The following is a 23297-nucleotide window of genomic DNA, read 5'->3' as shown; positions in this document are numbered from 1 at the left end:
GCCCGAGGAGCGACGCCGACGTGAACTCCAGCTACGCCGTCCCCGCCGTCGCCCTCGTCGTCCTCGCGACCGTCCTCGTCGGCGCCTTCGGCCTGCGCATCTCCCGCACCACCTCCGACTTCTACGTCGCCTCCCGCACCGTCGGCCCCCGCCTCAACGCGGCCGCGATCAGCGGCGAGTACCTCTCCGCCGCCTCCTTCCTAGGCATCGCGGGCCTGGTCCTCGTCCAGGGCCCCGACATGCTCTGGTACCCGGTCGGCTACACCGCCGGATACCTGGTCCTGCTGCTCTTCGTCGCGGCCCCGCTGCGCCGCTCCGGCGCCTACACCCTCCCCGACTTCGCCGAGGCACGCCTCTCCTCCCAGGCGGTACGGCGGCTCGCGGGCGCCTTCGTCGTCGGCACCGGCTGGCTCTACCTGCTGCCCCAACTCCAGGGCGCCGGGCTGACGTTGACCGTGCTGACCGGGGCGCCCGACTCGCTCGGCGGGCTGATCGTCGCCGTCGTGGTGGTCGCCATCGTCGCCGCGGGCGGCATGCGCAGCATCACCTTCGTGCAGGCCTTCCAGTACTGGCTCAAACTCACCGCCCTGCTCGTCCCCGCCCTCTTCCTCATCCTCGCCTGGCAGGGCGACGGCGCCCCCAGCCGTGCCTTCGACGAACCGGCCACCTTCCGCGAACAGAGCGTCGTCCGCGTCGACGGCACCCTCGACCTGAAGCTGGACCGACCTCTGACGGTCACGGTCAACGGCACGATCGACGGCCGCGACCACGAGGAGAAGCAACTCCGGCTCCCCGCCGGCACACACCGCATCGAGGGCGGCACCCGTCTGACCTTCGCCAAGGGCGCCGAGGTCCCCGAACCCGACCACCGAGCGGGCGGCAGCCTGTCACCCTCGCAGGCCGAGAGCCGCGGCGAACGCCCGCTGTACGCCACCTACGGACTGATCCTCGCCACCTTCCTCGGCACCATGGGCCTCCCGCACGTCGTCGTCCGCTTCTACACCAGCCCGCACGGCGTCGCCGCCCGCCGCACCACCGTCGCCGTGCTCGGCCTGATCGGCGCCTTCTACCTGCTGCCCCCGGTCTACGGCGCCCTCGGCCGCCTCTACGCCCCCGAACTCACCCTCAGCGGCGACGCGGACGCCGCCGTACTCCTCCTGCCCCAGCGCATGATCGGCGGCCTCGGCGGCGACCTGCTCGGCGCGCTGATCGCCGGAGGCGCCTTCGCCGCGTTCCTGTCCACGGCCTCGGGGCTGACCATGGCCGTCGCGGGCGTCCTCACCCAGGACGTGCTCCCGTCGCGCGGCGTACGGCACTTCCGGCTCGGCACGGTCCTCGCCATGGCCGTTCCGCTCGCCGCGAGCGTCCTGGTCGGCGGGCTCCCGGTGGCCGACGCGGTGGGCCTCGCCTTCGCCGTGTCGGCGTCCTCCTTCTGCCCGCTGCTCGTCCTCGGCATCTGGTGGCGGCGGCTGACCCCGCCCGGTGCGGCGGCCGGGATGCTGGTGGGCGGCGGCTCGGCGCTGCTCGCCGTCGCGGCGACGATGGCGGGCTTCCCGGGCTCCGGTGCCCTGCACGCGCTGCTCGCCTGGCCCGCGCTCTGGTCGGTGCCGCTGGGCTTCCTCACCATGATCCTGGTGTCCCTGGCCACCCCGGGCCGGGTGCCGGCCGGGACGGCGGCGATCCTGGCACGGTTCCATCTGCCGGAGGAACTGCGGGCGGAGGCTAAGGCATGAGCGACTTCATCGCGGGCCTGTGCGTGGCGATCCTCCCGCTGCTCGCCGCCGGATTCTGGCTCGGCCGGCGCACCGCCCGCCCCCGGGATCTCGGCGGCCTCGGCACCCCCGTCGAGCACGCCACCTTCGAGACCCTGCACACCGCCTCCCTCGCCGCGCCCCCGCTGCGGGCCGGACTCACGGAGGAGACCGCCCGCAAGTCGGCCCGCAGACTCCGCTCACTGCTCGGCACCGACGCGCTGTGCCTGACGGACGAGAAGGACGTCCTGGTCTGGGACGGGGTGGGCGGCCATCACCGTACGGAGATCATGGAACTCCTCGCGGGCCCACTGGAGTCAGGCCGAGGCGAGGCCTTCCCGCTCACCTGCGACGCGCCCGACTGCCCGGTGCGCTGGGCGGTGGTCGCCCCGCTCACCGTCGACGACCGGGTCCACGGCGCGCTCGTCGCCTGCGCGCCCCGAGAGTCGGCGGTACTCATCCGGGCGGCCGGCGAGGTGGCCCGCTGGGTCTCCGTACAGCTGGAGCTCGCCGACCTCGACCAGTCCCGCACCCGCCTCATCGAGGCCGAGATCAAGGCCCTGCGCGCCCAGATATCCCCGCACTTCATCTTCAACTCGCTGGCGGTGATCGCCTCGTTCGTGCGCACCGACCCCGAGCGAGCCCGCGAACTCCTCCTGGAATTCGCCGACTTCACCCGCTACTCCTTCCGCAAGCACGGCGACTTCACCACCCTCGCCGACGAACTCCACGCCATCGACCACTACTTGGCGCTGGTCCGGGCACGCTTCGGCGACCGCCTCTCCGTCACCCTGCAGATCGCCCCCGAGGTGCTCCCGGTCGCCCTGCCGTTCCTCTGCCTCCAGCCGCTCGTCGAGAACGCCGTCAAGCACGGCCTGGAGGGCAGGGCCGAGTCCGGCGCGGGCAAGAGCCACATCAGCATCACCGCACAGGACGCCGGCGCCGAGGCCCTCGTCGTCATCGAGGACGACGGCGCCGGAATGGACCCCGAGGTGCTGCGCCGCATCCTCGCCGGCGAGGTCAGCCCCTCGGGCGGCATCGGGCTGTCCAACGTCGACGACCGGCTCCGTCAGGTGTACGGCGACGACTACGGCCTCGTCATCGAGACCGCCATGGGTGCGGGCATGAAGATCACCGCCCGGCTGCCGAAGTACCAGCCGGGCGTGCACTCCGCCGGGCGACTCACCCGGGAGTGAGGCTCAGGTGCCGCGGCTGACCACCAGCCCCAGCGTGATCAGCCCCAGCACCACCCACCCGAACCACAGCCAGCCATTGCTCCCGAGCGCCACCGTGTAGGCCGTCACCACGACGAGCCCACCGACGGTGACCACCCCCATCGCCTTCGTAGAACCGTCCGTAGAACCGGGCATCGCAACACCCTCCTAAGGTTCATCCCCCTCCATGGTGCCCCCGTTCTGCTTCCTGACGGTGCACACGACGAAATGGGTGCCGTTCTTCCAGGGCCCGTCGCTCGTCCAGGAGCCGGCCGTGTAGACGGAAGGATCGAAGCCATAGTCGCGTGGCGGCACCTCCCGGGCGCACGCCGTGTCCGACTCGGTGCGTGCCTCGGTCAGCGTGACGTCGGCGCCCAACCGGGTGAACCCGAGCACCTCCTCGTCGTGCGGCCCGTCGCAGGACGCCAGGCGGGCGTCCCGCTGGGAGCGGACGTCCAGACAGTCCCGCCGCTGCATGGTCGCGGTGTCGGCGAAGGCCGCCCCGGTCTTGCGATGCTCGCCCAGCGGCCCGAACACCGGCCCGTGCGCGCCCAGCACCAGACAGGCGGTACGCCGCCCGGCCGCCTCGAACCCCGCCTCGGTCGGTACGACGGCGAAGCTGCGGACGTCCGCGAGCCGCCCGCGGATCTCCTCGGTCCGCTCCTCGCACGCCGCCGGCCCCTCCTCACGCGCCTCGGCGGCGGACGCGGCCGTGACGAAGTCCATCACCTGACCGTCGGGTGCCTTCTCCCCGCAACTGGGATCCAGACTCAGCCGGGGCATGCCCTGGAAGACCTTCGCGCCGGGCCAGTCGGCGAGCACGCAGTCCCCGCCCTTCAGCGCATCGCCGAGTCCTACGGCGTCGCCGTACGGCCGCTGCGTCCCCTTGGTGTCCGGTTCCTGGGCCATGGCGTACCAGACGCCGGCCCCCGCGAGCGCCAGCCCGAGAAGCCCGGCGAGCACCGCGTGGAGGACGCGGGGGCGAGTACGGCGGCGCCCGCCGGGGCCGGGGCCGAAGAACTGCGGTCCGTCGCGTTGGCCGGGCGGGGAGGCGAAGCCCTGCGGTACGCCGGGCTGCCCGGCCACGGAGCCCGAGCCCGAGCCTGATCCCGCCCCGGCCGGGCCGGACGGAGGGCTGAAGCCCTGTGCGGCCCCGGGATGAGGGCCGTAGCCCGCGGCCTCGGGGCGATCGGTTGCCGACGGGGGTCCGAAGCCCGCGGTACCGGGCCGATCCGCCCTCGGCGGGGAGCCGAATCCCGCCGCCGCGTCGGGCGCGGTTCCCGGTGGCGGGGCCCCACCCCAGTGCGGCTGGGAACCGAGGTCGGTCTGAGTCCGTGCGTACGCGTCGACCTCCGGCGTGATGATCCGCGACAGCGCCGCCTCCGCCTCCGCGGCCGATATCCGCTGTGCCGGATCCTTCTCCAGCAGCGCCCGCAGGACGGGGCCCAGCGCACCGGCCCGCGCGGCCGGCCGCGGGTCCTCCATGACGACCGCGGTGAGCTCCGCCAGATGCGACTCCCGGTCGAAGGGCCCCCGACCCTCGATGCCGTAATACAACGTGCAGCCCAGCGAGAACAGATCGGTGGCCGGCGTGGGCGCCCCGCCCGTGACGCGCTCCGGCGCCAGATAGCCCGTCGTGCCCACGAGCACCGACGCCAGCGTGTACCGCGTCTCCCCGGCGTCCGGCTGCACCGAGATGCCGTAGTCGGTGAGCAGTACCCGGCCGTACGGCGCCCCGGTGCGGTCCGGCGACAGCAGGATGTTCGCCGGTTTCACGTCCCGGTGCATGACGCCCCGCTGGTGCCCGGCGGTCAGCGCGTCGAGTACGGCGAGCCCGATCCGGGCGCACTCCGCGGGCGCGGGCGGACCGTGCCGTTCGACCAGGTCGCGCAGGTTGACGGCGCCCGCCACGTACTCCATGACGATCCACGGCAGCCCCTCGTGCTCCAGCACGTCGTGCACGGTCACCACATGCGGATGTCCGCGCAGCCCCGCCGCGTGCCGGGCCTCGGCTCGGGCACGGGCCACCCGGGCCTCGCGCTCGTCGGCCTCGGCCGGGTCCCGGAACACGATCTCCTTGAGCGCGACCTCACAGGCGAGTCTGCGGTCGTGGGCGAGCCAGACATGGCCCATACCGCCGCTGCCGAGCCGGTTCAGCAGCAGATAGCGGCCGGCGATGACCCGGCCCACTCCCGACGTCGGTGATCCTGAAGGCATCCGGTGACTCCCGGGTTCTGCGGGGGCGCCGCGTTGGTTGCTAGGCGGTCGTGCTCGTGGCGGGCGCGCTAGTCCCGGGTGGCGGCTCGCTGCTGGTGACCGGGGCGCTGGTCGGGGGCGGGTCGGCGGTAGCCGGTGGTGCGCTGGTGGTCGCCGGTGGTGCGCTGGTGGTCTCGGGCGGGGGTGGTGAGCTGGTCGTGGGGTCCTTGGTCGACGGGGGTGGGTCCGAGGAGGGCGGCCTGGAGCTGGGCGGAGACGCGGAGGCAGGCGGTGCGGACGAGGACGGTGGCTTGCTCGTGGGGCCAGGGCTCGTCGGACCAGGACTGGTGGGACCCGGGCTCGTGGGCTCGGGGCTCGTAGGCCCGGAGCTGCCCGGACCGGAACTGCCCGGCCCGGAGGACGGAGCCGACGGCGTCGGTGACGACGGATCCCGCGTCGGCGGGGAGGTCCCGGAGCTGGGGGGAGTGGACGTCGTCGTCCCGCCGGCCACGCTCAGCGTCACGTACTCCCCGAACCGCAGCTCCGTCCCGGCCGGCGGATCCGACGCCGTGACCCGGGCGCCCTCCGGCGGCAGCCCTCCGCCCTCGAAGGCGACCGCCAGCCCCTGGTCGGCCAGCGTCCGGCTCGCCCGCCGGAAGGTCGCCCCGGCGAGGTCGGGCACCGCGCGCCGCTCGCGCGTGTCGAACGACGTGTCGTCCTCGCCCGTGCTCCCGACCGGACGGTTGATGCCCCGATCCGGCTCCTCGACATCGACGAGCGCGAGCCGCTCCACTTTCCGCGTGGCGGGCCGCACGGCCACCACGGAAGTCTTCTCGTAGCCCTTCCACTCCTCGTTGCGGTCGTCGAACTCGACCTTTATCCGACTGGTGTCTCCCTCGAAGGGCCGCAGCGGATTTCCGCACGAGCACTTCACGGCGGGAAGTCCGTCCGTATCGACGAGAATCGCGATTCCCGTCTGCAGCAATGCGTTGAAGGGGACGGCTTTTTCCTTCTTGTAGTCGTGATTCCGCACGAGAGTGTCGTGACGCAGGAGAACAGGTGTGAGGCGATCGAGATAACCGGGAATCTCCGCTTTGGTGATGGAGAGCGCGGCTGCCCACGCCTGTGCCTTCCGCTCATTGGCGGGATCGGTGAGAAACTCCCTGAGCCGTACGACGTCACAGATCGTCGGCTGCTTCGATCCCCCGTACAGGCCGGGAGAGTCGCCCTGCTGCAGACCACCGTGCGCCGTCTGCGCCCTGACCTGCTGGTCCCGTCCCAACCCCTGGCCCTCGTCGAAGAAGGGCGCGAGCGACGGAACTCCCGCGGCGACGGCCTTCACCGCGAACATCGGTGCGTCCCGGTCACACCCACTGAGCGCCAGAACGAACACCAACAGGACGGCGATCCTCCGAATCGCCGATTTCCCGACCCTGCGTACGAACACACGAAGCGCCATTACCGCTCCCCCCGGTGCGGTTCCCCCGACGCGCTTCATGCTACTGAAAGGCGAAGCCTTTCGGTTTCCTCAGTTTCCGCGTGCGTTCAATGAGGCCAAATAGGCGTTGTACGCCTCGAGTTCCTTGTCGCCGTCCCGGTCCGCGGCCCGGTCCTTGCGCCGGGCTTGGCGCTGCTCCGAGCGGTACCACTGGAACAGCAGCGCGATCAGCACCAGCACGGACGGAATCTCACTGAACGCCCAGGCGATACCGCCGGCCGCGTTCTGGTCGGCGAGGGCCTCGATGCCGAGCGAGGAGGGCGGGTTCTTGAACGTCTCGACCATCGGCTCCGACGCCATCATCAACGCGATGCCGAAGAACGCGTGGAACGGCATTCCCGCGAACAGCTCCAGCATCCGCATCAGATACCCCGGCCGGTGCGGCCCGGGGTCCACGCCGATGATCGGCCAGAAGAACACCACGCCCACGGCGAGGAAGTGCACCATCATCGCGATGTGCCCCGTCTTGGAGCCCATCAGGAAGTCGAACATCGGCGTGAAGTACAGCGCGTACAGGCTGGCGATGAACAGCGGGATGGTGAACGCCGGGTGCGTGATGATCTGCATGTACCGGCTGTGCAGCAGGGCCAGCAACCACTCCCGCGGCCCCTTGCGCCCGCGCCCGGCGGGCGGCAGCGCACGCAGTGCCAGCGTGACCGGAGCGCCGAGCAGGATGAGGATCGGTGACAGCATGCTGATCACCATGTGCTGCACCATGTGCACGCTGAACATCACCATGCCGTAGTCGTTCAGCCCGGTGCACATCATCAGCATCACGGACAGCACACCGACGACGTACGACACGGTCCGCCCCACGGGCCACGCGTCGCCCCGCCGCCGCAGCCGCACGACCCCCCACGCGTACAGCGCGAGCCCGACCAGGCAGGCGACGAGAAAGAACGGGTCGGTCGACCACTGAAGTCCCCGCCCCAGCGTGAACGGCGGCAAATCCATGGTCATGCCGTGCCCGCTGTGATCCATCCGCCGGCTCCTGATTCGTGGGGGTTGTGCAAGTCTGTCCGCCCCAGACTAGAACTGCCCCCGGTCGACCTTGCGACCGGGGGCATTGTGTTCAATGGCGAACCGAACCTACAGAACGCATTCCGCCTCGTCGTAGCGGTCCTCGGGAACGGTCTTCAGGGTCTCGACCGCCTCGGCGAGCGGAACCATCACTATGTCGGTCCCGCGCAGCGCCGTCATCTGGCCGAACTCGCCCCGGTGCACCGCCTCCACCGCATGCCACCCGAAGCGCGTGGCCAGCACCCGGTCGTACGCGGTAGGCGTACCGCCCCGCTGCACATGCCCCAGAATCACCGGCCGCGCCTCCTTGCCGAGGCGCTCCTCCAGCTCGATGGACAGCTGCCGCGCGATGCCGGCGAACCGCTCGTGCCCGTAGACGTCCTTGCCGCCCTCGTCGAACTCCATGGTCCCGGGCTTCGGCTTGGCCCCCTCCGCCGCCACGACGATCGCGAAGCGCTTGCCCGCCTCGAACCGCTGCCCGACGACCCGGGTCAACTCCTCGATGTCGAAGGGCCGTTCCGGCACGACGACGGCATGCGCGCCGGCCGCCATACCGGAGTGCAGCGCGATCCACCCGGTGTGCCGCCCCATGACCTCGACGACCAGCACCCGCTGGTGGGACTCGGCGGTGGTCTTGAGCCGGTCCAGCGCCTCGGTCGCCACGGTCACCGCCGTGTCGAAGCCGAAGGTGACGTCGGTGACGGCGATGTCGTTGTCGATGGTCTTCGGCACACCCACGACGGGCAGGCCGCTGTCCGACATCAGCCGGGCCGCCTTCAGGGTGCCCTCGCCGCCGATCGGGATGATCGCGTCGAGGCCGAGCTCCGCGACATGGCCCTTGGCCCGCTCCACACCGTCCCGCAGATGGGAGGGCTGGACCCGGGAGGACCCGAGGATCGTGCCGCCGCGGGCCAGGATGCCGCCCACCGCGTCGAGGTCGAGCTTGAGGTAGTCGCACTCCAGGAGGCCCTTCCAGCCGTCCCGAAAGCCGATGACCTCGTCGCCGTGGTCGACGACGGCGCGGTGCACGACGGACCGGATGACGGCGTTCAGGCCGGGGCAGTCGCCGCCGGACGTGAGGACACCAATGCGCATAGCCCGAAAAACCTTCTCAACGTGGGCCGGGACCGGACCACGTTGTCCGGCTCGAATCCCCGCCACCCTAGCGGCATCGGGGGGCGGGGCCGAACCGTCCGTCCGCCTGCTGGACGACCCCGCTCACCTGTGCGGACGTGCCGTCAGACGGGCTGCCGAGCGACCCTGTTCAAGCGGGCTGCTGCGCGGCCGCGATGCGCTCGCTGCGCAGTGCCTCGTACCAGCGGTCGTCGGTCGGTGGCAGCGCGTTCACGTCGAGTGCCAGCTTCAGCAGCAGGTCGGCGATCAGCGGGTTCCGGGCGAGCACCGGGCCGTGCATGTACGTACCGAACACGGTGTCGTTGTACGCCCCCTCCGTGCCGTCACCCGTGCCGTTGCCGTTGCCGAGGCGGACCTGGGCGAAGGGGCGGGCGGTCGGGCCGAGGTGGGTGACGCCCTGGTGGTTCTCGAAGCCGGTCAGCGGGGGCAGGCCGAGACGCGGGTCGATGTCGGCGAGCACGTCACCGACGCACCGTTCGCCCTCACCCCGCACGGACACCACGTCGATCAGCCCGAGGCCGGGCTCACGCTGACCGAGGTCGTTGATGAACTCGTGCCCGAGGATCTGGTAGCCGGCGCAGACGGAGAACACGATGGCGCCGTTCTCGACGGCCCGTGTCAGACCGCCGTCCCGGCGCAGCCGCTCGGCAGCCAGCCGCTGCGGACGGTCCTCGCCGCCGCCGATCAGGTAGATGTCGCCGGACGTCGGGATCGGCTGATCGCTGCGCACGTCGAGGCGGGCCACGTCGAGGCCGCGCTGCCGGGCCCGGCGCTCCACGACGAGGACGTTGCCCTGGTCGCCGTAGGTGCTGAGCAGGTCCGGGTAGATCCAGACGACCCGCAGTTGGTTGTCGCTCACTTAAGTCCCCTGAAGTCTCGTGCTCAGTTGCCGACCCGGCGGCGCAGGTCCTGGAACGCGGTGTAGTTGGCGATGACCTCGATTCGGCCCGGCGGGCTCAGCTGGACCGCCTGGTCGAGGTTCTCGCAGACCTGGAACTGCTGGTTCGCGACCTCCAGACGCACCGCGAGGTCGAGCCTGCGGTCGCCGATGACACAGATCGGGTGCCCGGACAGCCGCGTGTAGTCGACGTCCCACAGCCAGGAGGTGTCGGTGCCGTCGGCGCCGCGCGCGTTCACGGAGAGGATCACCGGGGTCGGCGGCGGGTCGATCAGGGAGAACGTCTCCAGCCAGCCGGCCGGGTTCTTGGCGAGCAGCAGTCGCAGATCCCGCTCCTGGAACTGCACGACGTCGTACCGTCCCGCGACGGCCTGCACCTGGTACATCCGCTCCAGGGCGACCTGCGGCGGCACTCCGAACACGGCGGCGACGGCGGCCGAGGAGGCGGCGTTGGCCTTGTTGGCGCGCCCGGGCAGCTGAAGATGAATGGGCCAGGCGGACCCGTGCGGGTCGAGGACATGATCGCCGGAAAGCGCCCAGCTCGGCGTAGGACGGCGGAAGCCGCACTCACCACAGAACCAGTCATCTCCCGGCCGCTGCATCACACCACCGCAGGACGGGCAGGACCAGGCGTCGTCCTTCCACATCTGCCCGGCGGCGACCCAGATCACATTCGGGGACGAGGAAGCCGCCCACACGACCAGCGGATCATCGGCGTTGGCGATGACCACGGCCTTCGAACCCGTGAGCCCCTCACGCCAGTTCTCGGCGAGCATCCGGGTCTCGGCGGCGCGGTCCAGCTGGTCACGGGAGAGGTTGAGCAGCGCGATGCACTTCGGGTCGGTGTCCCGGGCGACCCCGGCGAGGTACTTCTCGTCGACCTCGATGACGCCGTACCGCGCCTCCGAGCCGCCGGCGAGCGCCGAGGTGATGCCCGCGGGCATGTTGGCGCCGAGCGCGTTGGACACGACGGGCCCGGCGGCCCGCAGGGCCTCCGCGATCAGCCGGGTGGTCGTGGTCTTCCCGTTGGTCGCCGAGACCAGGATCACGTCCAGGTTCTGCGCGAGCCGAGCGAGGAGGTCGGGGTCGAGTTTGAGCGCCACCCGGCCGCCGATCACCGAACCGCTGCCGCGCCCTGCGGCGCGTGATGCCGCCGCGACCGCCTTGCCCGCGGTCACGGCCAGCTTGGCCCGCGGCGAAAGCGGGTCCGAGTTGCCTGCCATCAGTTCTCGATCCTCCTTGCGTACGCGCCGCGCCTGAAGCCCTACGGCAACGTGGTGGTGGTCAGCCTATCGAGATCCATTCGCACTCCCGAATCGCCGTACCCTTGCCGCCATGCGAAACGGCTCCATTCCGGGCACCAACGGGCGCGTCCGGCCTCTCACCCTGCATGGCTCCCCGCTCCTGCGTGAGCCCTGCCACGAGGTGACCGAGTTCGGCCCGGAACTCGCGGCACTCGTCGAGGACTTGTTCGCGACGATGTACGCCGCCCAGGGCGTGGGCCTCGCTGCGAACCAGGTGGGGGAGCTGCTGCGGGTCTTCGTGTACGACTGCCCCGACGACGAGGACGTACGACACCTCGGACACGTGGTGAACCCGCGGCTCGTGGAGACGGACGGGGTGGTGCTCCGAGGCCCGGAGGGGTGCCTGTCGCTGCCGGGCCTGGAGGCGGGGACGGAGCGGTACGACCATGCGGTGGTCGAGGGTTTCACGATGACGGGGGAGCCGGTGACGGTCCACGGCACGGGTTTCTTCGCGCGGTGCTTGCAGCATGAGTGCGACCACTTGGAAGGCCGGGTGTACGCGGACCGAGTGACGGGCTGGCGCCACAGACGCCTGATGCGTCAAGTGGCACGAGCTTCCTGGCACCGGTGACAGTCGAGCGACGACCGTCAGAACCCCGGACCGCCCACCTTGTCCCCCGCGGCAGCAAGTCGTCCCCACAAAAGGTCGGCCAAACTCCGCACCAACTCCGCCCGCGAACAAGGCCGTTCCCCCAGCCACCAGTCCCCGGCGGCATGCATCATCCCGACGATCCCGTGCCCCCACACCCGGGCCAGCTGCTGACTCCCCGGCCCGAGATCCAACCGCTCCTCGATCACGGTGGCCAGTTCCTCGCCCATCCGCCGCAGCAACGGCATCGAGTGCTTGCCGACGTCGAATCCCTGATCCGCCGTCTGACCCCCCTCCGTCGGATGCATCAGAAACCGATACACCTGAGGACGGGCCTCGATCGCCGCGAGGTACGTGTCCAACGTGGCCTCGACCCGCTCACGCCGGTCCGCGGGAGCGTCCAGCGCGGCCCGCAACGAGTCCAGCAGCGCATCCGTGTGCCGCTTGGCCAACGCCGCGTAAAGTCCACTCTTGTCGCCGAAGTGCCGGTACAGAATCGGCTTCGTAATCCCCGCTTCCGCCGCGATGGCGTTCATCGAGGCCTGGGGGCCGTCGCGCAGCACCACTCTGTCGGCGGCCTCGAGCAGCTCGCGCCGACGGCGGTCGGCGGACCGTTGCTGATCGGTCCGCTGCGTGGTGTCCATGTGCTCTCCCCACCCGTGCTGAATCGGTGACGCCTGCGCAAACTAACACTCAACATGTCCCATCCATCGAATGGGCTGTCGATGAGGCATCGGGAGTTGACTTTACCTACTAGCCAGTAACAAACTAGGGTTACCGCTAGTAACACGCACGTACCGCCGCTGGAGGGGTCATGGCCGAGTTCACCATGGAGCTCAACGACGAACAGAAGGAGGTCCGCGACTGGCTCCACGGCTTCGCCGCCGATGTGATCCGCCCCGCGGCCGCCGAATGGGACGAGCGTGAGGAGACTCCCTGGCCGGTCATCCAGGAGGCCGCGAAGGTCGGCATCTACTCGCTCGACTTCTACGCCCAGCAGTACTTCGACCCGACCGGTCTCGGCATCCCCATGGCGATGGAGGAGCTGTTCTGGGGCGACGCGGGCATCGCCCTGTCGATCGTCGGCACCGGTCTCGCCGCTGTCGGCGTCCTCGCCAACGGCACCGAGGAGCAGATCGGCACCTGGGTGCCCCAGATGTACGGTGACGCGGGCGATGTCAAGCTCGCCGCGTTCTGCTCCTCGGAGCCCGACGCCGGGTCGGATGTGGCCTCGATGCGCACGCGTGCGGTGTACGACGAGGCCAAGGACGAGTGGGTGATCAACGGCACGAAGACCTGGGCGACCAACGGCGGCATCGCCAACGTCCATGTGGTCGTCGCGGTCGTCGACCCGGAGCTCGGCTCCAAGGGCCACGCCTCCTTCATCGTCCCGCCGAACACGCCCGGCCTCACCCAGGGCCAGAAGTTCAAGAAGCACGGGATCCGTGCCTCGCACACCGCCGAGGTCGTCCTGGACAACGTGCGCGTGCCGGGCTCCTGCCTGCTGGGCGGCAAGGCGAAGCTGGACGAGCGGCTGGCGCGGGCACGTGAGCGGGCCAAGGCGGGCGGCGAGCGCGTGAAGAACGCGGCGATGGCCACGTTCGAGGCCTCGCGGCCGGCCGTCGGCGCGATGGCCGTCGGTACGGCCCGTGCCGCGTACGAAGTCGCCCTCGACTACGCGATGACGCGCGAGCAGTTCGGGCGGCCGATCATCGACAACCAGGGGGTCGCCTTCCAGCTGGCCGAGATGGCGACGCAGATCGACGCCGCGCGGCTGCTGGTGTGGCGGGCGTCCTGGATGGCGATCAGCGGGAAGCCGTTCACGGCGGCCGAGGGGTCGATGTCGAAGCTGTTCGCGAGCGAGACGGCGAAGAAGGTGACGGCGCAGGCGATACAGATCCTCGGCGGTAACGGCTACACGCGGGAGTACCCCGTGGAGCGGATGCACCGGGACAGCGCCATCTACACGATCTTCGAGGGGACGAGTGAGATCCAGCGGCTGGTGATCGCGCGTACGTTGTCGGGTATGTCGATTCGGTAGCGCCGTGGGGGATTCTGCGCGATGCGGACTGCGGGTCGTTGGTGGCTGGTCGCGCAGTTCCCCGCGCCCCTCAGGGCGCTGTCCGCACCCGCGTCGAAGGAGGAACCCGATGACGGTCAACCCCCTCGTACCGCTGATCGCCCGTGGCGAAGCCGACCGCACCACCACCCTCGCCGCCCTCGCCCTCGAACAGAGCCGGGTGATCCCCGCCGACCGCCGGGCCTTCCTCCATCTGGCCCAGCGGGCCACGCCCGCCGCCCCCGAGTCCGCCGCCTTCTTCACCCTCCTGGCCGAGGGTGAGGCCCTGGCGGCGGAGCGGCTGGGTGCCTTCGCGGCGGCGTGCGGCGTGGCCGAGGGGCAGTCGGCGGCCTACGAGCCCCTCCCGGGCTGCCAGGCCTATCCCGCCTACGTCGCCTGGCTCGCCCTGAACGCCTCACCGGCCGAAGCGGTCCTCGCCCTCACGGCCAACTTCTCCACCTGGGGCGGCTATTGCGCCACGATCGCCCAGGGCCTACGCCACCACTACGCCTTCACGGACGAGGCCTGCGCCTTCTTCGACTTCTTCGCGGAACCTTCCGCGGAGCTGGAGCAGAGAGCGGCAGCCGCGGTCCAGGCGGGACGAGACGCCGGGCACCTGGATGAGAAGCGCGCACGCGGGTACGCCCGCTTGCTCCAGTCCTACGAGGAGATGTTCTGGGAGACGCTGCGCGAGCCGACCCACCCCTAGGGGGCACTCCCGCTGCTATGGGCAATGCACGCCACATCAATGCGATCCGCGAGCTTCGCCAGCTCAATGGTCAACGCAGCCACCGTGTCCTCGTCGAGCCCGTCCTCCCCGGCCTCGACAAGGTGCAGCCACCGACCACCGACGGTACGCAGCAGCCTGCTCACATCGGCGGCAGCCACCTGCAAGGTCCCGCGGTCATCGACGATCAGCGGCAGAGTAACTTCGCGGTTCACACCCGGGATCGTAGTCGCGCAGCGCTCACGCACCGTGCCAAACGGTGGTGATGTTGCAGAACTCGCGGATTCCGTGCCCGGACAGCTCACGCCCGTATCCGGACCGCTTCACTCCGCCGAACGGGAACGCCGGATGGGACGCCGTCATCCCGTTGACGAAGACACTCCCGGCCTCCAGATCCCGTACGAAACGGTCGACCTCGGCCTCGTCCCGCGTCCACACGTTCGAACTCAACCCGAAGGGCGAGTCGTTGGCGATCAGCACCGCTTCGTCGAGGTCACCGGCCCGGTACAGCGTGGCGACCGGTCCGAACGCCTCCTCCCGGTGGATCCGCATCTCACGGGTGACGCCGGCGATGACGGTGGGTGCGTAGTACCAGCCGGGCAGTTCGGGCCGGCGGAGCTGGTGGCCGCCGCACAGCACGTCCGCTCCGCTGCGCCGGGCGTCGTCGACCAGTTCCTCCAGATCGGACCGCCCGTTCTCGGTCGCCAGCGGGCCGACGTCCGTCTCGTCCAGCATCGGGTCGCCGACCACCAGCGCCTTCATGCCCTCGACGAACCGCTCGGCGAAGGCGTCGTAGACGTCCGTGTGCACGATGAACCGCTTGGCGGCGATGCACGACTGCCCGGTGTTCTGCACGCGCGCCGTCACCGCGACCTGGGCCGCACGGTCGAGGTCGGCCGACGGCATGACGACGTACGGGTCGCTGCCGCCCAGCTCCAGCACCGTCTTCTTGATCATCTCCCCGGCGGTGGCGGCCACCGCGCGGCCCGCGGGTTCGCTGCCGGTCAGCGTGGCCGCCCTGACACGCTCGTCGCGCAGGATCTCGTCGACCTGCCCGGCGCCGATCAGCAGCGTCTGGAAGCAGCCCTCGGTGTAGCCCGCGCGGTGGAACAGGTCCTCGAGGTAGAGGGCGGTCTGGGGGACGTTCGAGGAGTGCTTCAGGAGGCCGACGTTGCCCGCCATCAGCGCCGGGGCCGCGAAGCGGACGACCTGCCAGAGGGGGAAGTTCCACGGCATCACCGCGAGGATGGGCCCGAGCGGGCGGTAGCGCACCCGTACGCGGGACGCGTTCGAGTCCTTCACGTCGGAGTCGAGCGGCTCCTCGTCGGCGAGCAGTTCCTCAGCGCGCTCGGCGTACCAGCGCATCGCCTTGGCGCACTTGGCGGCCTCCGCGCGGGCCTGCTTGACGGGCTTGCCCATCTCGGTGGTCATCATCCGGGCGACGTCCTGCTGGTCCTCGTCCAGGTGATTCGCGGCCTGGAGCAGCAGGCGGCCACGGTCGACGAAGCTCGTCGTCCGGTACGTGCGGAACGTGGCCTCGGCGAGCTGGAGCCTGCGCTCGATCTCTTCGGCGCCCATGGCCTCGTACGTCTTGAGCGTCTCGCCGTTGGCCGGGTTCACCGTTGCGATGGGCATCCCTGAACCTCCTGACCTCCTGGGAGCGGGCTGATGCTTCGACCTTCCCGCTGCTTCGACCTTCCCGCGCGGCGGGGGGTACCGCAACGCGTGCACGGCCGCCCAGGCTCTCAGGCCGAGTGCTCCGCCAGCCGGTCGAGAAACGTGGCCTGCGCCTTGACGACGACCTCGCGCGCCCGGTCGAGGCCCAGCCACTCCACCCGGTCCAGCTCCGGGAACTCCTGGGTCCGGCCCGAGCGTGGCGGCCACTCCATGACGAAGGTGCCGGGGACGACCGTCGCCGGGTCGAGGTCGGCCTCGATCGCCCACACCGTGACGATCTTGCCGCCTGACTGCCTGACCTCGCCGAGCGGTACGGCCGCCCCGTCGGGCGGCGGCAGCCCCAGCTCCTCCCGGAACTCCCGGCGGGCCGCGTCCCAGGCGGGCTCGTCGGCTTCGTACTCCCCCTTCGGGACCGTCCACGCCCCGGCGTCCCGCTTGGCGAAGAACGGGCCGCCCATATGGCCGAGCAACACCTCCAGGCCGTCATCGGTGCGGCGGAAGAGCAGCAGGCCCGCGCTGCGCTTCTCGCGCCTCTCGCCGGCCGACGTCACGGCCGCACCTCCGGGTGCGCGGCGAGCAGCGTCTCGACCGTGTCGGCCTCCTCCGGCCGCTTGTCCTCGCGGTAGCGGACCACGCGGGCGAAGCGGAGGGTGACGCCGGCCGGGTAGCGGGTGGAGCGCTGCAGGCCGTCGTAGGCGATCTCGACGACCAGCTCGGGGCGTACGGTCACCACCCAGTCGCCGCTCTCCACGGCGAGCTGCTGGAGCCGCTCGGTCTGCCACGTCAGCATCGCGTCGGTCATGCCCTTGAAGGTCTTGCCGAGCATGGCGAAACCGCCGTCCGCCGTGCGTGCCCCCAGGTGGAGGTTGGACAGCTTGCCGGTCCTGCGGCCGTGGCCCCATTCGGCGGCCAGCACCACCAGGTCGAGGGTGTGGACGGGCTTCACCTTCAGCCAGGAGGCGCCGCGCCGGCCCGCGCTGTAGGGGGCGTCGAGGGCCTTGACGACCACGCCCTCGTGGCCGCGTTCCAGGGTCTCGGCGAGGAAGTCCTCGGCCCGGGGCAGGTCCTCGGGGCCGGACACGAGTGCGCGGCGTACCCGCATCGGCTCGGGGACCAGCCGGGCGAGCTCCGCGTGCCGCTCGGTGAGCGGCAGGTCGAGCAGGTCGCGGTCGTCCACGGACAGGGCGTCGAAGAAGACGGGGGAGACCGGGACTTGCTTGGCCGCCGTCGGCACGTCCGCCCGGGAGCCGACGCGGCCTGCGGTCTCCTGGAAGGAGCGGGGGCGGCCCCCGGCGTCGAAGGCGATCACCTCGCCGTCCAGGATGAAGCGGTCTCCTCTCAACTCCAGTGCGGCGGCGGTCAGTTCGGGCAGCCGGTCGGTGATGTCGTCGAGGGTGCGGGTGTAGAGCCGAACGGTGTCGCCCTCGCGGTGGACCTGGACCCGGATGCCGTCCAGCTTCTCCTCGACCGCGCAGCCGCCCAGCTTGTCGACCGCCTCGGCCACCGAGGAGGCGGTGTGCGCCAGCATCGGCAGGACCGGGCGGCCGACGGTGAGCCGGAAGCGGGCCAGCGATCGCGGTCCGTCCGCGAGCAGCGCCTGGGCGACGCTCTGGAGGGATCCGGCGAGCATCACCGCCCGCCGTACCTCGGCCGGCGGTGCCTCGGTCGCCTGGGCCAGGCCCTCCACCGCGACCGCGTCCAACGCCCCCTGCCGCACCTCGCCGGTGATCAGCCCGAACAGGAACCGTTGCTCGTCCTCCGTGGTCGTGCTCATCAACTCGCCGACCAGACGGGCGCGTTCGGCCTGCGAGCCGGTGCCGGAGATCTTGCCGAGTTCGGTGAGCCGGGCGTCCACGTCGAGGACGGTCAGGGTCGGCTCGGCGGCGGGCGGCACCGGGCGGCTCAGCACCTTCCAGCCGATGCCGAGCCGCCCCTGGGGCAGGCGGCCCGCCAGATACGGGATGACGATCGGCACGTCGTCCGCCTCGGCGTCCCGGAACAGCTCTGCCAGCAGAGCGATCTTCCGGGATCGCGCCGAGGTCGCGGCGACCTCCTGGGACACGCGGGCCAGCCGGGTCAGCAGCATGCAGCCATGGTGCGACGCGCTCCGCTGGTTTTCACGTGGGGGATGGGTCGTTTTTGTCTGCGGGTGCGTTGTGGCTGGTCGCGCCCACGCGGCGGAGCCGCATATCGATACAGCCCCGCGCCCCTAGGGGGTTGCATCGAGGTCTGCCAAGAGCAGCTCCCCGTTGATGAAGGCTCCGGCCCGGTAGCCGCCCGCCGCAGCGTTGATGACCTGTTCGGAGAAGCCCATCGCGTTGCCTGCCGCCCAGACGCCGGGCACGGAGGTGAGCCCCGTCGGGTCGACCACCGGGTACGAGCCGAAGGGGGTCTCCTGGAACTCGGCGCCCAACCGCTCCAGCAGGCCGGTCTGCGGTATCGCGCGGGGCGCGACGAAGAGCACCTCGCGCGCGTGCACCGTACCGTCGGCCAGGCGCACGCCCGTGAGTCGGGCCTCCTCGGTCACCAGCTCTGCCACCGCACCGGGCACCACCTTCACCCCGGCCGCCGCGAGCCTGCGCAGGTCGTCGGCCGAGAGGTCCGACTCGGTGATCTCGTGCAGGAAGAAGGCCACGTCCTTCGACCACTGCGACACCATGAGCGCCTGGTGCACGCTCATCGGTGTGGTCGCCAGCACGCCGAAGGCCCGGTCGCGGACCTCCCAGCCGTGGCAGTACGGGCAGTGCAGCACGTCCTTGCCGAAGCGCTCGGCGACGCCGGGGACCTTCGGGAGGTCGTCCTTGAGGCCGGTGGCGACGACGAGTCGCCGGGCGTGGACGGTACGGCCGCTCGCCAGGGCGACCGCGAAGTGCTCGCCGCGCGTGACGTCCACGGCCCGATCCCGGACCAGCTCGACGCCGTACCGTGCGATCTCCTCGCGTCCCACGGCCAGGAACTCGGTGGGCGACATGCCGTCCCGGGACAGATAGCCCTGCATATGGGCGGCGGGCGCGTTGCGTGGCTCTCCCGCGTCGACGACCAGGGTGCGGCGTCGGGCGCGGCCCAGGACGAGGGCGGCGGACAGGCCGCCCGCACCGCCGCCGATCACGATCACTTCGTATGTCTCGGTCATTTCGGATGTCTGGGTCATGCTGACACGGTCACTCCGAGGGCGTGGGATTGACAAACGTCTTTGCCGATTCTGCAATTACGCCCATGACTACCGATGACGTTCTCGCGGAGGTCGGACCGAGACTGCGACGGATCCGGAAGGACCGGGAGGTGACGCTCGCGGCGCTGTCCGAGAAGACCGGGATCTCCGTCAGCACCCTGTCCCGGCTGGAGTCCGGACTGCGCAAGCCCAGCCTGGAACTGCTGCTGCCGATCGCCCAGGCCCACCAGGTGCCGCTGGACGAGCTGGTCGGGACTCCGCCGGTGGGGGACCCGCGGGTGAAGGCCGAGCCTCTTGAGCGACACGGACGCACCTACTGGCCGCTCACCCGGCAGCCCGGTGGCCTTCAGGCCTTCAAGGTGCTGGTGCCGCAGCGCAAGGAGGAGCCCGAGCCGCGCACCCATGAGGGCTACGAGTGGTTGTACGTGCTGTCCGGGCGGCTGCGGGTCGTGCTGGGCGAGCACGACGTGGTGCTGACGGCAGGAGAGGCGGCCGAGTTCGACACGCGGGTGCCGCACTGGTTCGGGTCGACGGGGGAGGGGTCGGCGGAGTTCCTGAGCCTGTTCGGGCCGCAGGGGGAGCGCATGCACGTACGGGCGCGTCCCCGGAAAGCGTGATGGACGCGACTGTTCCCCGGCGGACTGTTCCCTGATCGGCAAGCGACCGCTTAGTATGCGAACCGACCCCGGTCAGACGAAGCAGTCCCCCGTGGAGGCCCCGCATGCAGGCATGGCAAGTGCACGAGAACGGCGAGCCGAGCGAGGTGATGCGCCTCGACGACGTCGAGACGCCCACGCCCGGTGACGGCCAGATCCTGCTGAAGGTGCGTGCCGCGAACATCAACTTCCCGGACGCGCTGCTGTGCCGGGGGCACTACCAGGTCCGGCCGCCGCTGCCGTTCACGCCGGGCGTGGAGATCTGTGGCGAGACCGAGGACGGGCGCCGCGTGCTCGCCAACCCGGCGCTGCCCCACGGCGGCTTCGCCGAGTACACCGTCGCGGACGCCTCCGCCGTCCTGCCCGCCCCCGAGGCGCTGGACGACGCCGAGGCCGCCGCCCTGCACATCGGCTACCAGACCGGCTGGTTCGGCCTGCACCGGCGGGCCGGGCTGGAAGCCGGCGAGACGCTGCTGGTCCACGCTGCCGCAGGAGGGGTCGGCAGCGCGGCCGTGCAGCTCGGGAAGGCGGCCGGGGCGAGGGTCATCGGTGTCGTGGGCGGCGCGGACAAGGCGGCCGTCGCCCGGGAGCTGGGCTGTGACGTCGTCCTCGACCGGCGCTCCGAGGACGTCATCGGCGCCGTGAAGGAGGCCACCGGCGGCCGGGGCGCCGACGTCATCTACGACCCCGTCGGCGGCGAGGCCTACACCCAGTCCACCAAGGTCGTCGCCTTCGAGGGCCGGATCGTCGTGGTCGGATTCGCCAGCGGGTCGATCCCCAGCCCGGCCCTCAACCACGCCCTGGTGAAGAACTACTCGATCCTCGGCCTGCACTGGGGTCTGTACAACACCAAGAACCCCAAGCTGATCCAGCACTGCCACGAGCAGCTCACCGAACTGGCGGCCCGGGGCGCCATCAAGCCGCTGGTGAGCGAGCGGGTGCCGCTGGCCGGGGCCGCTGCCGCCGTGCAGCGGGTCGCCGACGGCGTCACCACGGGGCGCGTCGCCGTGATCCCCGGACTGACCGAAGGAGGAGCGGCATGACCGACGCCGCCGAACTGCGCCGCCGCACAGCGGAGTTGCTGGCCGCCCACCCGCCGGCCACCACCGAGCGCCTTGACTTCCTGCGCGCCCGCTTCGATGCGGGTCTGGCATGGGTGCACTACCCCGAGGGCCTCGGCGGGCTCGGTGCGCCCCGCTCCCTCCAGGTCGTCGTGGACGCCGAGTGGGAGGCCGCGGGCGCCCCGGACAACGATCCCCGGCGCATCGGTATCGGGCTGGGCATGGCCGCGCCGACGATCCTCAAGTACGGCACCGAGGAGCAGAAGCAGCGGTTCCTGCGGCCCCTGTGGACCGGCGAGGAGGTCTGGTGCCAGCTCTTCAGTGAGCCCGGCGCCGGATCGGACCTGGCAGCGCTCGGGACGCGGGCGGTCAAGGAAGGTGACGACTGGGTCGTCAACGGGCAGAAGGTCTGGACGTCCAGCGCCCACGTCGCCCGCTGGGCCATCCTCATCGCCCGCACCGACCCGGGCGTGCCCAAGCACGCGGGCATCACGTACTTCCTCTGCGACATGACCGACCCCGGCGTCGAGGTCCGGCCGCTGCGCCAGATCACCGGCGAGGCCGAGTTCAATGAGGTGTTCCTGACCCACGTCCGCATCCCGGACTCCCGTCGCCTCGGCGAGATCGGCGACGGCTGGAAGGTCGCGCAGACCACGCTGAACAACGAGCGTGTCGCCATCGGCGGCATGCGACTGCCCCGCGAGGGCGGCATGATCGGCCCGATCACCAAGACCTGGCGCGAGCGGCCCGAGCTGCGCACCCACGACCTGCACCAGCGGCTGCTGAAGCTGTGGGTGGAGTCCGAGGTCTCCCGCCTCACCGCGGAGCGGCTGCGCCAGCAGCTCGTCGCAGGCCAGCCCGGCCCCGAGGGCGCCGGCATGAAGCTCGCCTTCGCCCGCCTCAACCAGGAGATCAGCGGCCTGGAGGTCGAACTCCGGGGCGAAGAAGGCCTGTTGTACGACGACTGGACCATGCGCCGCCCCGAGCTGGTGGACTTCGTCGGCCGCGACGCCGGCTACCGCTACCTCCGCTCCAAGGGCAACAGCATCGAGGGCGGGACCACCGAGGTCCTGCTGAACATCGTCGCCGAGCGCGTCCTGGGCCTGCCGTCCGAGCCGCGCACCGACAAGGACGTCGCCTGGAAGGACCTGGCCCGATGAGCACACAGCCCGACCTGCTGTACTCGGAGGAGGAAGAGGCGCTCCGCGCCGCCGTACGGGACCTGCTCGCCGACCACTGCGACGCGCCCGGCGTCATCGCCCGCACCGAGTCGGACGCCCCGCACGACCTCGCGGCCTGGAAGGCGCTCGCCGACGGCATGGGCCTCGCCGGGCTCCTGGTGCCGGAGGCGCAGGGCGGCCAGGGTGCCACGCACCGCGAAGTCGCCGTCGTGCTGGAGGAGTTGGGGCGCGCGGTCGCTCCCGTGCCGTATCTGACCAGCGCTGTCGTGGCCACCGAGGCACTGCTCGGCTGCGAGAGCGACGCGGGTCTGCTCGCCGAGCTGGCGTCGGGGCGGAAGATCGGCGCCCTCGCCGTCGCCCTGAACGTCGCTCCCGGCGGCGCCTACAAGGCCGTACGGCATGAAGGCGGTGCCCTGCACGGGGAGTTGACCGGCATCGCGGACGCGTCCGCCGCCGATGTGCTGCTCGTGCCCGCCGACGACGGCGGTCTGTACGCGGTGGACGCCGACGCCGTGACCGTCACCCCGCAGCCGTCCCTGGACCTGACCCGGCCGGTGGCCACGGTGCGCCTCGACGGGGCGCCCGGCCGTCTGCTGGGGGACGCCGAGTCCGCCGTACGCCGCGCCCTGCGCGCCGGTGCCGGACTGCTCGCCTCCGAGCAACTCGGGCTTGCCGACTGGACGTTGACCGAGACGGTCCGGTATCTGAAGGACCGCAAGCAGTTCAACCGTCCCGTCGGCGGCTTCCAGGCCCTCAAGCACCGCCTCGCCCAGTTGTGGCTGGAGGTCGTCAACCTGCGCGCGGCGGCCCGTAACGCCGCCGACGCGCTCGCGACCGGCGAGGACGTCGACGTGGCGGTCGCCGTCGCCCAGGCCTACGCGGCGCCCGTCGCCGTGCACGCCGCCGAGGAGGCCCTGCAGTTGCACGGCGGTCTCGGGATGACCTGGGAGCACCCGGTGCACCTGTACCTGAAGCGGGCGAAGGCCGATTCGATCGCCTACGGCACCGCGGGCGCCCACCGCGAGGCACTGGCCGAACTCGTCGACCTCGGCGCCCCCTGACGGACACCTGAGCGAACCCCGCGAAAAGCCCGCCCGACCTGGGGCGGGCTTTTTCGTGTGCTCTGCACCGATGAAGTGAACACAGGGCGGCAGTCAGGC

At 71.1% G+C, this 23297-nt stretch carries 22 protein-coding genes; 9 read left to right on the top strand and 13 right to left on the bottom strand.

The features are described from left to right. The first annotated feature begins 20 nt into the window (after nucleotides 1-20). Nucleotides 21-1733: a sodium/solute symporter gene (locus tag BLU79_RS02850; RefSeq protein ID WP_093903944.1), complete on the top strand. Its 1713-nt coding sequence runs from the start codon at nucleotides 21-23 to the stop codon at nucleotides 1731-1733. Beyond that, complete coding sequence (locus tag BLU79_RS02845) at nucleotides 1730-2947, top strand: sensor histidine kinase (protein WP_093903943.1); 1218 nt, start codon at nucleotides 1730-1732, stop codon at nucleotides 2945-2947. The genes BLU79_RS02850 and BLU79_RS02845 overlap by 4 nt, the downstream gene beginning before the upstream one ends. A 3-nt stretch (nucleotides 2948-2950) precedes the next feature. Here the strand turns inward: BLU79_RS02845 and BLU79_RS47285 are convergent, their stop codons facing one another. The 7 genes from BLU79_RS47285 to BLU79_RS02815 all read right to left on the bottom strand — a co-directional run bounded on the left by BLU79_RS47285 (nucleotide 2951) and on the right by BLU79_RS02815 (nucleotide 10934). Beyond that, nucleotides 2951-3121: a hypothetical protein gene (locus BLU79_RS47285; RefSeq protein ID WP_107489268.1), complete on the bottom strand. Its 171-nt coding sequence runs from the start codon at nucleotides 3119-3121 to the stop codon at nucleotides 2951-2953. Between the two features lie 12 nt (nucleotides 3122-3133). After that, nucleotides 3134-5182: a serine/threonine-protein kinase gene (locus BLU79_RS02840; RefSeq protein ID WP_093903942.1), complete on the bottom strand. Its 2049-nt coding sequence runs from the start codon at nucleotides 5180-5182 to the stop codon at nucleotides 3134-3136. Nucleotides 5183-5222: 40 nt separating this feature from the next. Continuing rightward, a complete protein-coding gene (locus BLU79_RS02835) occupies nucleotides 5223-6620 on the bottom strand; it encodes a PASTA domain-containing protein (protein WP_093903941.1) in 1398 nt (465 codons plus the stop codon). Between the two features lie 69 nt (nucleotides 6621-6689). Next, entirely contained in the window at nucleotides 6690-7640 is a 951-nt protein-coding gene (locus BLU79_RS02830) for a cytochrome c oxidase assembly protein (RefSeq protein ID WP_093903940.1), read from the bottom strand. 108 nt (nucleotides 7641-7748) lie between these two features. After that, entirely contained in the window at nucleotides 7749-8774 is a 1026-nt protein-coding gene (locus BLU79_RS02825; RefSeq protein WP_093903939.1) for a 6-phosphofructokinase, read from the bottom strand. Nucleotides 8775-8943: 169 nt separating this feature from the next. Further along, entirely contained in the window at nucleotides 8944-9672 is a 729-nt protein-coding gene (locus BLU79_RS02820) for a type 1 glutamine amidotransferase (RefSeq protein WP_093903938.1), read from the bottom strand. A 23-nt stretch (nucleotides 9673-9695) separates the two neighbouring features. After that, nucleotides 9696-10934 (bottom strand): MurT ligase domain-containing protein, encoded by a 1239-nt coding sequence (locus BLU79_RS02815; RefSeq protein ID WP_093903937.1) that lies wholly within the window; start codon nucleotides 10932-10934, stop codon nucleotides 9696-9698. 112 nt (nucleotides 10935-11046) lie between these two features. On the opposite strand from BLU79_RS02815, the gene def reads away from it, so the two are divergent. Next, nucleotides 11047-11586, top strand: coding sequence for a peptide deformylase (def, locus tag BLU79_RS02810; RefSeq protein WP_093903936.1), 540 nt, complete (start codon nucleotides 11047-11049; stop codon nucleotides 11584-11586). Between the two features lie 17 nt (nucleotides 11587-11603). Here the strand turns inward: def and BLU79_RS02805 are convergent, their stop codons facing one another. Further along, nucleotides 11604-12248 (bottom strand): TetR/AcrR family transcriptional regulator, encoded by a 645-nt coding sequence (locus tag BLU79_RS02805; RefSeq protein WP_093903935.1) that lies wholly within the window; start codon nucleotides 12246-12248, stop codon nucleotides 11604-11606. Nucleotides 12249-12418: 170 nt separating this feature from the next. On the opposite strand from BLU79_RS02805, the gene BLU79_RS02800 reads away from it, so the two are divergent. Both BLU79_RS02800 and BLU79_RS02795 read left to right on the top strand, forming a co-directional pair. Beyond that, nucleotides 12419-13645, top strand: coding sequence for an acyl-CoA dehydrogenase family protein (locus BLU79_RS02800; RefSeq protein ID WP_093903934.1), 1227 nt, complete (start codon nucleotides 12419-12421; stop codon nucleotides 13643-13645). A gap of 109 nt (nucleotides 13646-13754) precedes the next feature. Beyond that, complete coding sequence (locus BLU79_RS02795) at nucleotides 13755-14372, top strand: thiaminase II/PqqC family protein (protein WP_093903933.1); 618 nt, start codon at nucleotides 13755-13757, stop codon at nucleotides 14370-14372. Here BLU79_RS02795 and BLU79_RS02790 read toward each other — a convergent pair. From BLU79_RS02790 to BLU79_RS02770, 5 genes are all read right to left on the bottom strand, one after another. After that, nucleotides 14369-14605, bottom strand: coding sequence for a DUF6213 family protein (locus BLU79_RS02790; protein WP_093903932.1), 237 nt, complete (start codon nucleotides 14603-14605; stop codon nucleotides 14369-14371). The genes BLU79_RS02795 and BLU79_RS02790 overlap by 4 nt on opposite strands. Before the next feature lie 25 nt (nucleotides 14606-14630). After that, on the bottom strand, nucleotides 14631-16025 hold the full coding sequence (locus BLU79_RS02785; RefSeq protein WP_093903931.1) for an NADP-dependent succinic semialdehyde dehydrogenase: 1395 nt from the start codon (nucleotides 16023-16025) through the stop codon (nucleotides 14631-14633). A gap of 110 nt (nucleotides 16026-16135) precedes the next feature. Continuing rightward, entirely contained in the window at nucleotides 16136-16618 is a 483-nt protein-coding gene (locus BLU79_RS02780; RefSeq protein ID WP_093903930.1) for an NUDIX hydrolase, read from the bottom strand. Then, nucleotides 16615-18153, bottom strand: coding sequence for an ATP-dependent DNA ligase (locus tag BLU79_RS02775; RefSeq protein ID WP_093903929.1), 1539 nt, complete (start codon nucleotides 18151-18153; stop codon nucleotides 16615-16617). Before BLU79_RS02775 ends, BLU79_RS02780 begins: the two co-directional genes overlap by 4 nt. Before the next feature lie 123 nt (nucleotides 18154-18276). Then, on the bottom strand, nucleotides 18277-19200 hold the full coding sequence (locus BLU79_RS02770; RefSeq protein ID WP_093903928.1) for an NAD(P)/FAD-dependent oxidoreductase: 924 nt from the start codon (nucleotides 19198-19200) through the stop codon (nucleotides 18277-18279). A gap of 83 nt (nucleotides 19201-19283) precedes the next feature. On the opposite strand from BLU79_RS02770, the gene BLU79_RS02765 reads away from it, so the two are divergent. The 4 genes from BLU79_RS02765 to BLU79_RS02750 all read left to right on the top strand — a co-directional run bounded on the left by BLU79_RS02765 (nucleotide 19284) and on the right by BLU79_RS02750 (nucleotide 23198). After that, nucleotides 19284-19856, top strand: a complete 573-nt coding sequence (locus BLU79_RS02765) for a helix-turn-helix domain-containing protein (RefSeq protein WP_093903927.1) — start codon at nucleotides 19284-19286, stop codon at nucleotides 19854-19856. Nucleotides 19857-19960: 104 nt separating this feature from the next. Continuing rightward, entirely contained in the window at nucleotides 19961-20938 is a 978-nt protein-coding gene (locus BLU79_RS02760; protein WP_093903926.1) for an NADPH:quinone oxidoreductase family protein, read from the top strand. Beyond that, a complete protein-coding gene (locus tag BLU79_RS02755) occupies nucleotides 20935-22116 on the top strand; it encodes an acyl-CoA dehydrogenase family protein (protein WP_093903925.1) in 1182 nt (393 codons plus the stop codon). Before BLU79_RS02760 ends, BLU79_RS02755 begins: the two co-directional genes overlap by 4 nt. Further along, on the top strand, nucleotides 22113-23198 hold the full coding sequence (locus BLU79_RS02750) for an acyl-CoA dehydrogenase family protein (RefSeq protein ID WP_093903924.1): 1086 nt from the start codon (nucleotides 22113-22115) through the stop codon (nucleotides 23196-23198). The genes BLU79_RS02755 and BLU79_RS02750 overlap by 4 nt, the downstream gene beginning before the upstream one ends. Nucleotides 23199-23297 lie beyond the last annotated feature (99 nt).

This window comes from Streptomyces sp. cf386, from assembly GCF_900103585.1.
Lineage (GTDB): Bacteria > Actinomycetota > Actinomycetes > Streptomycetales > Streptomycetaceae > Streptomyces.
This window is presented reverse-complemented; position numbering and strand designations above follow the sequence as displayed.